This window comes from Streptococcus sp. HMSC065H07, assembly GCF_001837325.1.
GTDB lineage: Bacteria > Bacillota > Bacilli > Lactobacillales > Streptococcaceae > Streptococcus > Streptococcus salivarius_H.
This window is the reverse complement of record NZ_KV832038.1, coordinates 304705-318293: the sequence shown is the minus strand read 5'-3', so window position 1 is coordinate 318293 and position 13589 is coordinate 304705. Positions and strand designations below refer to the sequence as shown.

General features: G+C 34.9%; 15 protein-coding genes. 5 read left to right on the top strand and 10 right to left on the bottom strand.

Annotation, left to right across the window (positions count from 1 at the left end; all coding sequences use genetic code 11):
• Positions 1-208: 208 nt before the first annotated feature.
• Positions 209-1381 carry an MFS transporter gene (locus HMPREF2637_RS07680; RefSeq protein WP_064523306.1) on the top strand — a complete coding sequence of 391 codons (1173 nt, stop codon included), beginning with the start codon at positions 209-211 and terminating at the stop codon, positions 1379-1381.
• Between the two features lie 141 nt (positions 1382-1522).
• Here HMPREF2637_RS07680 and HMPREF2637_RS07675 read toward each other — a convergent pair whose 3' ends face one another.
• The 7 genes from HMPREF2637_RS07675 to HMPREF2637_RS07645 all read right to left on the bottom strand — a co-directional run bounded on the left by HMPREF2637_RS07675 (position 1523) and on the right by HMPREF2637_RS07645 (position 7778).
• Positions 1523-2260 (bottom strand): DUF4336 domain-containing protein, encoded by a 738-nt coding sequence (locus HMPREF2637_RS07675; RefSeq protein WP_064523303.1) that lies wholly within the window; start codon positions 2258-2260, stop codon positions 1523-1525.
• A gap of 32 nt (positions 2261-2292) precedes the next feature.
• Complete coding sequence (locus HMPREF2637_RS07670; protein WP_037600270.1) at positions 2293-3069, bottom strand: alpha/beta hydrolase; 777 nt, start codon at positions 3067-3069, stop codon at positions 2293-2295.
• A gap of 131 nt (positions 3070-3200) precedes the next feature.
• The gene (locus tag HMPREF2637_RS11735; protein ID WP_002890505.1) at positions 3201-3374 is read right to left on the bottom strand and encodes a hypothetical protein; all 174 of its coding nucleotides are present in this window, start codon (positions 3372-3374) and stop codon (positions 3201-3203) included.
• A gap of 199 nt (positions 3375-3573) precedes the next feature.
• Positions 3574-5256: an ABC transporter ATP-binding protein gene (locus tag HMPREF2637_RS07660; protein WP_064523300.1), complete on the bottom strand. Its 1683-nt coding sequence runs from the start codon at positions 5254-5256 to the stop codon at positions 3574-3576.
• Between the two features lie 2 nt (positions 5257-5258).
• On the bottom strand, positions 5259-5996 hold the full coding sequence (locus HMPREF2637_RS07655) for an ABC transporter ATP-binding protein (RefSeq protein WP_064523297.1): 738 nt from the start codon (positions 5994-5996) through the stop codon (positions 5259-5261).
• A 133-nt stretch (positions 5997-6129) separates the two neighbouring features.
• A complete protein-coding gene (locus HMPREF2637_RS07650) occupies positions 6130-6870 on the bottom strand; it encodes an ABC transporter permease (RefSeq protein ID WP_037600263.1) in 741 nt (246 codons plus the stop codon).
• Positions 6871-7148: 278 nt separating this feature from the next.
• Positions 7149-7778, bottom strand: a complete 630-nt coding sequence (locus HMPREF2637_RS07645) for a TetR/AcrR family transcriptional regulator (protein WP_037600261.1) — start codon at positions 7776-7778, stop codon at positions 7149-7151.
• Between the two features lie 414 nt (positions 7779-8192).
• Between HMPREF2637_RS07645 and HMPREF2637_RS07635 the strand changes: the two genes are divergently transcribed.
• The 4 genes from HMPREF2637_RS07635 to HMPREF2637_RS07620 are packed head-to-tail and all read left to right on the top strand — an operon-like array spanning position 8193 to position 9437.
• The gene (locus HMPREF2637_RS07635; protein ID WP_001813542.1) at positions 8193-8438 is read left to right on the top strand and encodes a hypothetical protein; all 246 of its coding nucleotides are present in this window, start codon (positions 8193-8195) and stop codon (positions 8436-8438) included.
• Positions 8435-8770, top strand: a complete 336-nt coding sequence (locus HMPREF2637_RS07630) for a DinB/UmuC family translesion DNA polymerase (protein WP_000806926.1) — start codon at positions 8435-8437, stop codon at positions 8768-8770. The genes HMPREF2637_RS07635 and HMPREF2637_RS07630 overlap by 4 nt, the downstream gene beginning before the upstream one ends.
• A gap of 12 nt (positions 8771-8782) precedes the next feature.
• Positions 8783-9151: a hypothetical protein gene (locus HMPREF2637_RS07625; protein WP_000567222.1), complete on the top strand. Its 369-nt coding sequence runs from the start codon at positions 8783-8785 to the stop codon at positions 9149-9151.
• Complete coding sequence (locus HMPREF2637_RS07620) at positions 9138-9437, top strand: DUF5960 family protein (RefSeq protein WP_001072467.1); 300 nt, start codon at positions 9138-9140, stop codon at positions 9435-9437. Before HMPREF2637_RS07625 ends, HMPREF2637_RS07620 begins: the two co-directional genes overlap by 14 nt.
• A 117-nt stretch (positions 9438-9554) precedes the next feature.
• Here HMPREF2637_RS07620 and msr(D) read toward each other — a convergent pair whose 3' ends face one another.
• The 3 genes from msr(D) to HMPREF2637_RS07605 form a co-directional block, all read right to left on the bottom strand.
• A complete protein-coding gene (gene msr(D) / locus HMPREF2637_RS07615; RefSeq protein ID WP_000420313.1) occupies positions 9555-11018 on the bottom strand; it encodes an ABC-F type ribosomal protection protein Msr(D) in 1464 nt (487 codons plus the stop codon).
• Between the two features lie 119 nt (positions 11019-11137).
• On the bottom strand, positions 11138-12355 hold the full coding sequence (mef(A), locus tag HMPREF2637_RS07610; RefSeq protein ID WP_000417519.1) for a macrolide efflux MFS transporter Mef(A): 1218 nt from the start codon (positions 12353-12355) through the stop codon (positions 11138-11140).
• Positions 12356-12740: 385 nt separating this feature from the next.
• A complete protein-coding gene (locus HMPREF2637_RS07605) occupies positions 12741-12911 on the bottom strand; it encodes a hypothetical protein (RefSeq protein ID WP_000873143.1) in 171 nt (56 codons plus the stop codon).
• Between the last annotated feature and the right edge of the window lie 678 nt (positions 12912-13589).

The following is a 13589-nucleotide window of genomic DNA, read 5'->3' as shown; positions in this document are numbered from 1 at the left end:
AAGAGGCTGGACTACATGTTCGGTCTTTTAAAAATCAGATTATGCTATTTGATAATCAGCAGAATAGGATTATAAAACTAAAAATTCTTTCTTGACAATCCAACGTAATCGCTTTCATCACCCCCTTCATTTATGGTAAGATGGTAGTGACGCATTAATGTCATATTCTTAAAAATTAAAATACCCTTATTAAACATGGAGATAGTTTATGAAACAGAAACATTCACATTTTCTAATCTCTGGAATCCTTCTTCTAGGGATCGTTTTGCGGGCCCCGTTCACAACCTTGTCTACGGTCTTATCAGACATTGCTTCTGGTCTAGGCGTTGAGGTCAGTTCTCTCGGTCTCTTGACAAGTCTCCCTCTCTTGACCTTTGCGATATTCTCACCTTTTGCGGCTAGCTGGGCCAAACGCTTTGGTATAGAAAGACTCTTCCTCGGTGTTTTAATTGTGATGACACTTGGTTCTGCTTTGCGTACCCTTAATCTCCCTCTTCTTTATGTGGGAACGCTGTTAGTCGGAGCTGGAATTGCCTTTATCAACGTCCTTCTCCCAAGCCTAATTCAGGCTAACGAGCCAAATCAGTTAGGATTCTTAACCACACTCTACATTACAGCCATGGGATTATCCACAGCCGTAGCTTCATCAGTTGCCGTTCCAATCACTAAGGCAACCTCATGGCAAGGTTTGGTCTGGGTATTGACCGCGGTCTGTGCCTTAGCTCTTGTAGTTTGGCTTCCTAATGTCCGTCACAATCATTACTTAGAACAAGAAACTTCTACCAGCGAAAATTCAGGCAGTTGGTATAAGAGTGGCAAAGTCTGGGCCATCATGATTTTCGGTGGATTACAGTCACTCTTCTTCTATACCACTATCACTTGGCTCCCAACCATGGCTACACAAGCCGGTGTCGGCGAAGCCAATGCCGGAATCCTAGCTTCAGTTTTCACACTGACTAGTATTCCTTTTTCTATGATTGTTCCTAGCCTAATCACGAAACTTTCTAATCGTAACCGCCATTTGATGCTAGTGACTACCGTCCTAGCAGGATTCATCGGAGTTGCCATGCTCCTAGTCAATACAGACAGCTTTGTGTATTGGTTAGTCCTTAACCTCTTAATCGGAAGTTCTGCTAGTGTCCTATTCCCTTACATGATGGTTGCCTTTTCAATGAAGGCTAGCACCCCTGAAAAAACAGCCCAACTATCAGGTTTAGCCCAAACCGGAGGCTATATCTTTGCTGCCCTTGGTCCAGTTTTGTTCGGTTCAAGCAAACAACTCTTTAACTCTTGGACCCCTGCTGTTTTAATTCTTCTTGTCTTGACCCTAATCATGGGAATTGCCCTCTATAAAGTTGAAAAAACAGACCTTATTTTGTAAGTGAAGAACTAATAAAATGAAACACCCCACAAGTTATAACTTGTGGGGTGATTTTTTGTGTAGCGAATGAATGCAACTTTTAAATACAAAGGTCGAAGTATTCGTATTTGTCTTTCGACAAGTTCCCTTAACCACATAACCCTATTTTTCTAGCCAGAAGAACGCTTGCTTTAACATCTCTTTTGCTTGACCAATAATACACGGTCCATGAGAAATAATAATATTCTTAGGTTCCCATTTCTTTATTTTGTGATAACTCCTCAAAGCTTGTTTTTTACCAAATAAGAAACTTATTCTTAAATCTCTTGGTGTTTTACCATTTGGATAGTGATTATCGCCTATTTTAAACAGTAGCTTTTCAAAAAGCGATAATTTCTCAGTTTCTATGTTTTCAATAAGATCCGTTAAAATCAGAGTTGAACTTTCATTATGGAAAAAAACAACCTCTTTTACATAAAAACTTCCCTCAAATGTTGTAAAAAGAATTTCTTCGTTCCAATTGGCCTTGCTTAATTCCTGACCATAATCCAAACTCATTCCCGATTTTCTGGCACGCTTTTGAACACCACTAGCTAGCCAGACTTTTGCTTCAGGAAATAGTTGATGCCATTCATCTATATAACTATAATGTAAGACATTGGGGGCAATAAGGTGTTTTACCTCACCTAATTGCTTGATTTCAAAAAGTAAATTGTCATTAGGCTTAGTCGGTGAATGCACCCAAAGACCACCATTCTGTAGACGGATAACTGTCATTCTAGTTGAAAAAGGCACTTTGAAGAATTTGAAATCCATCAGTACTTCTTCCCCATCCACAATCCACAGGTTATCTGCTATCTTTTTTAAGGAATTGAGAGGACTATATTTTTTGACTTCCATGAAACTCTGCTTTCTAAATTAATAAAGTATAATCAATCGTTATTCTCCAAAAATGGAACAACCAACTTAATCCACTCTTGAGGTAGGTAGGCTGATAAATAGCCGTGGTTATAGCCCTTTGCTTCATACAAGATAGTATCGGGGTGCATCTGCTGAAATAATCTAGCTGATTCTTTAACACCGTTCAATTCTTTTTCGCCATAAATATAGAGAGCCTGTGCTTTACTTTTTGAAATCCTACTCTTCAACTTATAATGCCCCATATAAGTCTTATAGATAGTCACTAATGTTTTGTTAGGTGTCCTTGGCATATCCTCCATATAATAATCTTTTATCTCGTCTGGGTAAGCTAATTGGGGATAGAATTTATTCATTAAGCTTAACTGAAGTTTACAAGAGGATTTACTAATCATCAGTTTACCAAATAAAGATACCAACAAGATGCTAAATCTCGCCAACCTTGGTTGAGGAATACAGATACTTCCGTCTATGATGGCTTTCTCAGCTATATCGCTGTCTAAGGACAAAAGTTCCATAGCAATTTGACCTCCAAGTGAAACTCCACCTAAAGCAAACAGTTTTCCATCACAGTTTTGTCGAACATAATCTAGAATTTCCTGTGCCGAATCTTCCGTTGATATATAATCCTCTTGATACTCTTCTCCGTGTCCATTAAGTGTAGGTAAAATGACATGGTAATTATGAGACAGGAGACGAGCTTGTCTAAGATAATTCCACCAAGAGCTACCCCCACCATGTATCAATAAAATGGTAGGCAAATTTTTATCACCAAACTCATGAAATTTCATATTTGATACCCTCCAAAATGTCTCATATAGACAGTACTATATTTACTTGAAAGTCTATGTTCACCTTTATTATTCTACTATTTACTCTGCTTAGCTCTGTTACAAGTAAGAGAGACAATATCGCAACCTACCTAGTCAAGGCCAAATTCCTTTCTCGCATCAGCTAGAGAAGAGACTTTACCTTGAATAATTTCCTGATGCCCGACTAAAATTTTCTTTTTCAAATCCTCAAAAGCCACTTGATACGTTGCCTCTGGAAAATCACTAGACACATATTTGCTTTGGTTAACCATTATATTTTCCATTTTTCTAAGCGTTCTATTTTGTATATATTTATTGTAACATGAAGAAGAAATATGATTCAGATAAAAATATCAAATGACTTACCATAAAAAGCCCTGTCACCAAGGCTTTTCATTCTACACATTTTCTAGGCCTCACAAGCAGTGATACCGCTTCAACATGTCGTGCTAGTATACTCCTATATTATAGAACGAAAGAGAATTACACACTCAACTCAAACAACTTATAAAACTCACCTCTCCTATCCATCAAGTCACCAAAAGAACCATCTTCAACAATGACGCCACCTTTCATAAAGAGAATTCTATCGTATTTTTTCAAAATGTTCTCATTCAACTTGTGGGTTACTACAAGTGCAGTCAAATCTTGAATATCCAGGATTGAATTTTCAATTTCAGTAGTTACTTGATTATCCAAAGATGAGGTAGCCTCATCCAATAATAAGATTGGTGTTTTTCGAATTAAGGCACGCGCAATACTAAGTCTTTGTTTTTGTCCGCCAGATAGATTTGAGCCATTCTCTCCACATAAAGCTTGTAGACCAGATTCATTTTCTAAAACATAACTTTCTAAACCTGACTGCTGTACCGCTTGCTTTATTTCCTCATCAGTGAAGAATTGATTAAGAGTAATATTTGATCTTAAAGTATCATCAAAGATATAAATGTCTTGTTGAACAATAGTCATTAAGTTATAAAGGCTCCCTGCTGAAATAGCTTGCAAATCTATATTATCAATGGAGATGTGCCCACTTGTTACATCGTAAAAACGCAGTAATAAATTGAACAAAGTTGATTTCCCACTCCCTGACATTCCTACAATTGCAATTTTTTCTCCTTTTTTAATCTTCAAAGATAACTGATTAAAAATCTTTTCTTCAGCATTAGGGTAAGAAAAGTCTATATTTGAAAAAGAAATAACATCATCGAAATATTCTTTCGTTTCACCAGTCTGAAGTTCGGTTACATCTTTTACCTCAAATGCATCTAGTGTTGCCTGACCTTCACGGAATTTACTCATTCCCATACCAATTTCATTTAGTGGCATTACTACAAAATTGACTAGTTGAACAATAGCTGTCACACTTCCAATTGTGGTATAGCCATTAAATACGAGATACATCCCTCCACCAAAAGCTACCAAAAAAACAATCATCCCTGAAAGCTGTGAAATAACATTAGCTAAAATATCAAATTTCCCTTTTATAAAATTTATTTCATCAAATTTTTCACTTTCATGACTATAATCCTCACAGATAGCCTCTTTCACATTAAAACTTTTAATAACCAGAAATCCTGCTAAAATATCTTTAACCTTAGCTAAATACTTCTGATCTGCAATCATAGCACTATTTTGTAGAGAGGCTGATTTTTGTCCAATAAATCCTGATATCATCATTGGAATAATGCTAGCAATGATAACCAATAAGGTCAAAAACCAATTACCTATAAACATAGCTAGGAGTGAAAAAATCATTAAGGAAAGGTTTTTTGAAATATTAAAATACTGGTGCAGATAATCTTGCTCAATTTTCTTCATATTTTCGGTTAATACGGAAATAAATTTCCCTGATTTTTCCTTAGAGAAGTCTCTATAATCCCTATCTAAAATAGATTGGAACACCTTGTTTTTGTATTTTGACATGATTTGCCTAACAAGTTTATTTCTCAATCGTAGAGAAATAAAGTTGAGGCCCGCATAGATAAAAATAACAGCTGCTCCCACTAGTACCGCTTGAGTTAAGGCTTCTCTATTTTGGGACATGCCACTATCAATAATACCTTTAATAGAATAAGCAAAAGCAATATTAGTTAAAGGGACCAGTATATTAAATATCATGAAAGCATAAAAAGTCTTCTGATAGTTCTCTATCAATTGTTTCATTCTTAATCTACCTCATAATTCTTAATTTCATTTAGAAAATGTGACATAAAATATTCTTCTAAGTCAATATTCTCTCTCCTAATCTCTTTCATAGAGACCTGTTCTACCATTTCTCCATTTTTGATAAAACCAATCTTATCTGCTATCTGTGAAATTTCCGATAATATATGACTCGATATTAGTATTGTAATTCCATGCTCCTTAGAAAGCGACAACAAAAGATTTCGAATTTCTTGAATTCCTATTGGATCTAAACCATTGATTGGCTCATCTAAAATTAACAATTTAGGTTTTGTTAGAAAGGCACGAGCTAAACCAAGCCTTTGCCTCATTCCTAACGAAAAATCTTTTACTTTTTTAGTCGTATTTTTCAATCCGACCATTCTTAAAGATCTTATTATATCTGATTCAGTAATATTTTTCCCCATATACTGTGCGTGAATTTCCAGAATTTCTTTTGCAGTGCAATTATCATAAAAAATTGGTGATTCAATAATAGTTCCAATCTGACTTAGGATTTCTTCTCTGTGTTTTTGTAGATTTTTCCCAAAAATTTCAATACTACCTGATGTAATTGTTGATAAGGTTAACATGCATTTCATTAGCGTTGTTTTTCCAGCACCATTCGGTCCTAAAAAACCATAGATTTCTCCTTCAGCAATTTGAAGGTTGATACCACTCAAAATTTCTTCATTATCAATTGTTTTAAAAACTTCTTTTATTTCAACAATATTTCTCATTTCTATCTCTCTTTCTATATCTAGCTTTAAATGCAAGAATTTTTCTCCAGGAGCATAAATACTAACTTATACAGTCTCTTTTTTATAGAAATCATCAAGGAATTATAACTTCCTTCAATTAAACTCAGCTATACTACTTGATACTAATATCTTGTCTTGAAATATTATAAATTGAAAATGAAGTAATCATTAAACTTATGAAACTTACAAATATCAAAAAGAATAAGTTATCAGCAATATTATTAGATAAACTTCCTGGACTTACATTTGAAAGTAATGCTGCTAAACCAAGTCCTGTAAGCATTGTTATAGCTGTTGAATGCTTAATCATACCTAAAACAAATGGTAGTAATCCTATTAGTACTGTTCCAAATGTAACCCCAGCTAAGTTAATTAATTGATTAGCACCAGGGATATAACTAGATTCAGTGACAACAGCCATGAATCTAATGAATAATTGAATCACTAAATGTGCAGAAAAATGGGCAATAAATGATATCAGAATGACTGAAATAATTTTTCCCCATAGTAACTTTATTTTAGAAATAGGGTAAGAAAACAACTGAAAAATTGTTCTTCGTTTAAATTCATCAATAATAAACGTAGATAATAAATAAGATTCAAAAATCAAAAATGCTGCTTTTGTAAATAAAGATGAAAACAATGATGCTACAATTGCCCAACCTTCCCATTTACCAGTAATTCTAATAAGATTAGATTCCTGTCCAGTGAATTCTCCTAGTTTATTATCAGTACCTAACCCCATAATAATGATTGCTGTAATACCTAACACTATAAATAAGGTACATAACCAGGCTAAAAATAATTTAGATTTAGAAACTTTATTTAATTCAATTTTAATAAGCGACAACATAGATTCTTTCCTCCAAAATGTAAATAAAGAATAAACTATTCAGACTAATCTCAACAAATATTTAAAAATTAGCTTATTTTTCAGACAATGGCACTATACATACTATCGGTATGTATGTACTAAAAAAACAAACATACCTGCGGTATGTATAATAGATTTTTAATAACACACTTAAAGTATGTTATTTTTTAATTATCAAAATGTAAAATAGATTGTTCAATTGATAATACATAGATAGAAATTAGTATTAACAAGAATGTCATGGGACTACTTATTTACTATTTTTTTAAGTGATCAAATAAGTTGAAAATCACCTCCATCATTTCATCAGAAATTAACTGTACCCCTAGACCTTCAAAAGTAAGTTTAATGAAATTCATTTTGCTCTTTAATTCTACTAATGAAAAAACGGAAATTTGAAAACCAATCCAAATATTTAGAGTTAAAACAATTAAATCTGCTAGCTCTTCTGGATATTCTGTTTTAATAGACCCATCTTCAACTCCTTCGTAAACTTTTTCTCTAATTTCGGGTAAAAAATCAGAAAATAGACCTAGATACTGCTCCCCTAACAAACGTGGACTTCTTAGCATGATTGAGGCAGAGTATACGAGCCTTTGGTGTTCAAAATTAGAGAAAGAGTCCATCAAAGAATTTTGTATCTTTTCTAATCCAGTATTTCCTCTCCAATTATAATTTAAAATTTCTTGATTATTTTCGCTAATGATTGTTTGAAGTATATCATATTTAGACTCAAAATGATGATAGATAACACCTTTTGTTAATCCGCCTAAGCCATCTATGATATCTTGGATTGACGTATTATCAAATCCTTTTTCTAAAAATAAGTTTTTAGAGACCTCTAGTATTTTTTTTCTAGTTTCATGTGAGTTTCTATTCCTTGCCATTTTAGTCCCTTTCTATCATACCGATGGTATGTAATTCTATTGTAGTGGAAGCAACCAATAATGTCAAGTTCTTTATTGGAAAATGCAAAAAAAGCCTTAAAATCAAGGTTTTTGATTATCCCTTTTGTTACAAGGTTTCTAGGCTTTTACCAGCAAAGCTACACACTCGACGTGTGCTGAGAGCTTTCTTCTATACTAATAGACGAAAGGGTGTGAAAATGATTTTTAAATGATACTGTGGAACGGAACAGTAGCCCTAGTATTGACTACTGTCGTTTCTATTCATATTGGCTATTCTAGGACTGAGATGAAAAAATCTATAAATGCTCAGAATAAAATTGAACCCGCAAATCTCCCCAAAACAATGGTGAGTCATGTACTTGTATTATTCCGAAAAAATACACCTCTGGTGCAGTGAGACAAATTGGTGTATCTTATAGTGGCTTCGTAGATGAAAGCTATACTCTACTATCACTCTTTGATGATGTAGAACAAATTGAAAAAGATAATAGACTTCAGACAGCTATTGATGTTGTCAGAGAACAGTTTGGTTTTTTAGCCATACAAAAAGGAACCGTCCTAACTGAAGGTTCCAGAAATATTGAACGCAGTAAACTTATCGGTGGTCATTCCGCGGGTGGATTGGAGGGATTAAAATGAAACAAGAAAAAAATACAGTACAATTTTCAGAAATCCGTAGCAAAGGATGTAATGATATTGAAATGCTTGAAAGATTTTTACATGGAATCGTTGAAACAGCAACTTCAAAACTTCGTCAGAGAAAACTCAAAACAACTGAAATATCGATACGACTAGTACATGCTAAATCTGAAAACCGATTACCATTGGAATTTACATTTAGCATTAAGCCAACAAGCTCATCTGTGATAATCTATACTGAGGTAATCAATCGCTTTAAAGAATGTTACACAGGTGGGGGAATTCAAGGTTTTACGATTCAATTTGATAAAAATACCCTTGCCTCTGCATAGAAAGGATTTGATATGATTGACCGTTCATATTTACCATTTCAATCAGCAAGAGAGTACCAGGATACAAAGATGCAAAAATGGATGGGCTTTTTCCTATCTGAACATGCATCAGCACTCTCTGATGATACAAACAAAGTAACGTACATGTCTGACTTATCACTAGAGAAGAAATTATTACTCCTCAGTCAAGTATACGCCGGGCAGCTACGCACACGCATTCAAGTGATTGAAAAAAACAAGCGTGTTTCCTACACTGGAACAATACCAAGTCTGACCAAAGATTTCATTTTGATAAAAACTACAACAGGTCACATCAATTTGAAATTAAAAGACATTATTAGTATTGAACTTGTCGAGGAGGTGCTCTATGAATCAGCTTGAGTTTCAGCGTAATCACCTACAAATGGACTATTATAGCGAGAGCTACCAAGATTTTGAACGTGACTTCTACCGCTACTCTAACATGAATATTCCATTGACCTTCCTAACTGATGATATCCTAAAAACAATGGCGACTTCACGTAAGAATTACTTTGTCCTCAATAAGGAAAAGTCCAGAGATAACCGCGATCACTTCTTCATATTTGAAGTAAGTACCGTAGATGAGAATCCGCTAATCTATCATTATACATATAAGAAAACTACAATATATTTAGCAGAAAAATAGGAGCAGTTCAATTGACTGTTCCTATTTTTAATATTCATAAAATCTAAAGTCTTTATACTCTTTAACAATGGAGTCGCCAACCAGAACAGACTATACTGACCAGCGACTACCTTAAATTTAATGTTTCAGATTTATTTTCTTATCTCTAATTTCATAAACTACATCTGCTACATTTTCGAGTAATCGTTTATCGTGGGTGATAAACACGATAGTTCCGGTGTACTCCTTCATTAGTATTTCCAAAGCCTCTAAACTTGGTATGTCAAGGAAGTTACTGGGTTCATCCATTATTAGGATGTTATATCTACCCATGAGCATTTTAGCAAGCAACAATTTTATAATTTCTCCACCGCTTAAAACAGATAAACTTTTTCCAATATCGTTCTGTTTGAACCCCATAGATGCTAGCACTGAACGAATTTCTGATATATTGTAGTCACAATCCTTCTGCATAAACTCCATAACATTCTGATTACTGTTGTACTTGTAACCATTCTGTGCAAAGTAACCTATTTTTGCCTTAGGCGAAATAGAAATTCCTTCTTCATGGTTTAAGATCATTTGGATTAAAGTTGTTTTTCCGATTCCATTACCACCAGTTAACGCCACTTTTGCTCCTAACGGAATTTGAAAAGATGCATTTTCAAACAGAGCCTTATCCCCAAATACTTTATTAATTTCTGCACCGACTATAGGGTATGGATTATGGAGCTCCAATGCTTTACTTTGCCTGAAACGAATTCTGCGAATGCCTTCCGGAGCTTCTACTTTTCCTAAGGCCGCAATCCTGTGCTCTAGGGTTTTAGCAGCATTATACATCTTTTTTTCCTTACTTCCTATTGATTTTTGATGAGCTAAACGCCCTCCGTCTTCAGTACTTTTTTTCTTTGAAGAACCTTTTGCCTTCTGTTCTATTTTACGAGCCTGTTTTCGCTTTTCCTCCGCAGCCCTTTCCAATCGGGCACGTTCCGCAATAAATTGTTCGTATTCTGCAGCTTGGCTCTTACGTTCTTCCTCTTTCTGACGAAGATAATCAGAATAGTTTCCCCAATACTCAGTGATTTTGCCATCTTTCAGTTCCCATATTTTATCTACTATTTCATCAAGAAAATAGCGGTCATGGCTAATAACTAACAGTGCACCTGTAAAATATTTTAGCTGTCCTATTAGAAAATCAATTCCTTCACGGTCTAAATGGCTCGTAGGTTCATCCGCTAAAATACCATGAACCTGTGCCGATAAGGCCTGTGCTATTTTAAGCCTTGTTTCTTCACCACCGCTCATAGTCTGTATATTTAATTGCTCAACACCTAGCTTGCCTACAAGTGCAAAATCTTTTTCCTCCTGCAGAGTTACTTCGTCCAACTGGGGAATATAGGCAAGTTCACCCAGACGATTCATTTTACATCCTGGGGGAGTTAATTCTCCTAAAAGTACCCTGAGTAAAGTGCTTTTTCCAGCACCATTTGCTCCTACTAAACCAATACGGTCATAATCATATACTTCTAATTCATTTATATCTAAAACATCGCGTCCTTTGAATTCCACACGAATGTCTTTTGCTTTTAATATTAATTCCATAACATTTCCTCCTGTCTATAATCGCATGCTTTCATTTGCTTGTATGCAGGGAAAACCCTGCGATTTTAGCAGGAAGAGTTACATGAAAATAAGATACATAAATATTCCTCCAATATTGTTTATTTTAAATCTAATTTTCTAACCTCAGTTATCATTTGGCAAACTATAGCAATGCCAATAATTAAAATACCTGATAGTAAAAACCAATGATTTACACCGATTTTATCAGCAAAGAATCCAGAAAGAATTAACCCAATTGGCATAGCAAGTGACATGATACTTCCGATCAAAGAAAATACACGTCCTAAATATTCAGGCTTAATTTTCTCCTGAAAAAGAGCTGTTTGCACACCGCTATAAAATGGCACCGAAAGCCCCATTATTGCACAGCAAACTACGAATATTACAAATCCATTTGGAGGAAGTATTCCCGAAACGGCTAAACTGGTCCCCATTATAAAAAATGAACTTGTTATTAGTAATACATGCTTTTCGAAGCCCCCTAATCTTCCTAATAATAAGCCTCCTGCTAGCATCCCAAATGCAAAGGAAATTTCCGTAATAGAAATATGCACAGGCGTTCCATTAAAGTGTTCCATGCTTATTAAAGGAAATAGTGCATTGATTGGCATATAAACAAAAGTATATAGTGTTCCTAAGAGTAATAAGGCAAACAATCCTTTGTTTTGTCTCAGAACCACAACTCCTTCTTTCATCTCCCTTATGAAATTTGGTTCTAAACTTTGCACTTGATTACCCAGCTTAGGTATACGTACAATTGCTACCGTAATAGATGCAATCACAGCACCCAATACGTCGATGGCAATAATAGCATTTAAATCCCAAACGGAGTATAAGAGTGCTGCAACTGCCGGACTAACAATATAGCTTATAGACTGCAAAGACTGACTATAGCCTGCGCATTTCGTTAGCTGTTCTTCTGGTACTAAAAGTGGTGTAACCGCATTGAGTGCTGGGGTATGAAAAGCTGTTCCAATGCTACGGATAAACAATACTATCATAATCATCCAGACAGGTAGCTCCATACAGAATGCAACAATAGCAAGCACTGCACCAGCTGCTGCGATAATTAAATCGGCACCAATCATTATCTTCTTCCTATCATGACGATCCACTAGCACACCAATGGCAGGTCCCAAAATCGCATAGGGTAAAAAACCTACTAATGAAGCCATAGACAAGACCATCGCAGATCCTGTTTTTTCTGTAAGGTAAAAAATAATCGCCATTTGCAGGATGGCACTAGTGATTAATGATACTGCTTGCCCTGCCCATATTGCATAAAATTTTCGTTTCCAATTGTTGTATTTTTCCATTTATATTATCTCCTGCATATTATTTTGCTTGAATTTCTATTTTGAATAGCATTCTAGGCAATAAAAAATGCAGGCCAAACCCCACAATGTGGCTTTTGGTCTGCATACATACAATTTGGAAACATTCATATTAAAGACATAGTTAAATAAAGGTATAGTTAAATAACCAATATCCTCACCGTAACTAATGAATGCTCAATATCGTATAAATAAGCACAACAAAAAAGCCTATCATCGGGTATAGATTCTGCTTTTTTTATTGCCAGCTTATCTTAAACGCATTGAGGCTGTCATAGTTTCGGTTCCTCCTACATCTTTGTTTATATCAATTTATAGTATAACACAACAAGATGATATGTTCAATATAAAAGTTATGGAATGAGACTCATACTTCCAATTCGATGCCAGATTTAAAGGATATGACGAAGTTTTCTTCATAGACTGTAACGCTCTGGATTATCTTCCTTAGTAGCAAGCGATTAGCTTTCACAAAATCTTCTGTTTGTAGTTTTAAAAATTCATCAGGATTTTCTAACTCAACCTCAAAATATTTCATTTTACATTCCCTCATTTCATTTATTGATAAATTGAGTTTGCAAAAAAGAGTGGACAATTTTTGTCTACTCTTAACCTTTAAAATAGTTTTTTTTAATCGATTTGAAGTTGCCTAAATTATTACTTATTCGGTAAAATGAAGTATTGCTTTCAACAGATTTCCTTCAACTACACTTCACTTGATTCAAACAAGGTGGGTACATTTCTATTCCCACAAACTCCTTGTCAATGGAAACAAACACGTACCCACAGGGTAAATGGAAATAGAAACTGATAATTTCTAGCTATCACTTCTACTCATTCCAAAATTTTCTCACTCTGATACTTACCCACCATAAAGCAAAAAGCCTTGCAATCAAGGCTTTCATTATCCCTTTCGTTCAAAGGTTTCTAAGCTTTTACGAGCAGAGCGACACACTCAGCGGTTCGCTATCTCCGTTCTGTCTGCGTGCTAGCACTTGTCAATCACGGACAGCTATCGCATGGGCGGAAGTAAATGCTAATCTTCGTCGTTTTACTCCTTGACTAGCAAACTTACCGCCTCAACATGTGGAGTTAGTCAACATCTATATTATATAACAAAAATGAGTGAGTTGTTGTTTAAAATTAAACTGTAGAATGAAAATATTTAAAAAAAGTAGATCACTTTTAGAAGTGTCCTACTTGTATTATTTTCATT

Coding starts and splice junctions, on each gene's coding strand:
- HMPREF2637_RS07680 (WP_064523306.1), top strand. CDS start 209: ATGAAACAGAAACATTCACATTTTCTAATCTCTGGAATCCTTCTTCTA.
- HMPREF2637_RS07675 (WP_064523303.1), bottom strand. CDS start 2,260: ATGGAAGTCAAAAAATATAGTCCTCTCAATTCCTTAAAAAAGATAGCA.
- HMPREF2637_RS07670 (WP_037600270.1), bottom strand. CDS start 3,069: ATGAAATTTCATGAGTTTGGTGATAAAAATTTGCCTACCATTTTATTG.
- HMPREF2637_RS11735 (WP_002890505.1), bottom strand. CDS start 3,374: ATGGAAAATATAATGGTTAACCAAAGCAAATATGTGTCTAGTGATTTT.
- HMPREF2637_RS07660 (WP_064523300.1), bottom strand. CDS start 5,256: ATGAAACAATTGATAGAGAACTATCAGAAGACTTTTTATGCTTTCATG.
- HMPREF2637_RS07655 (WP_064523297.1), bottom strand. CDS start 5,996: ATGAGAAATATTGTTGAAATAAAAGAAGTTTTTAAAACAATTGATAAT.
- HMPREF2637_RS07650 (WP_037600263.1), bottom strand. CDS start 6,870: ATGTTGTCGCTTATTAAAATTGAATTAAATAAAGTTTCTAAATCTAAA.
- HMPREF2637_RS07645 (WP_037600261.1), bottom strand. CDS start 7,778: ATGGCAAGGAATAGAAACTCACATGAAACTAGAAAAAAAATACTAGAG.
- HMPREF2637_RS07630 (WP_000806926.1), top strand. CDS start 8,435: ATGAAACAAGAAAAAAATACAGTACAATTTTCAGAAATCCGTAGCAAA.
- HMPREF2637_RS07625 (WP_000567222.1), top strand. CDS start 8,783: ATGATTGACCGTTCATATTTACCATTTCAATCAGCAAGAGAGTACCAG.
- HMPREF2637_RS07620 (WP_001072467.1), top strand. CDS start 9,138: ATGAATCAGCTTGAGTTTCAGCGTAATCACCTACAAATGGACTATTAT.
- HMPREF2637_RS07605 (WP_000873143.1), bottom strand. CDS start 12,911: ATGAAATATTTTGAGGTTGAGTTAGAAAATCCTGATGAATTTTTAAAA.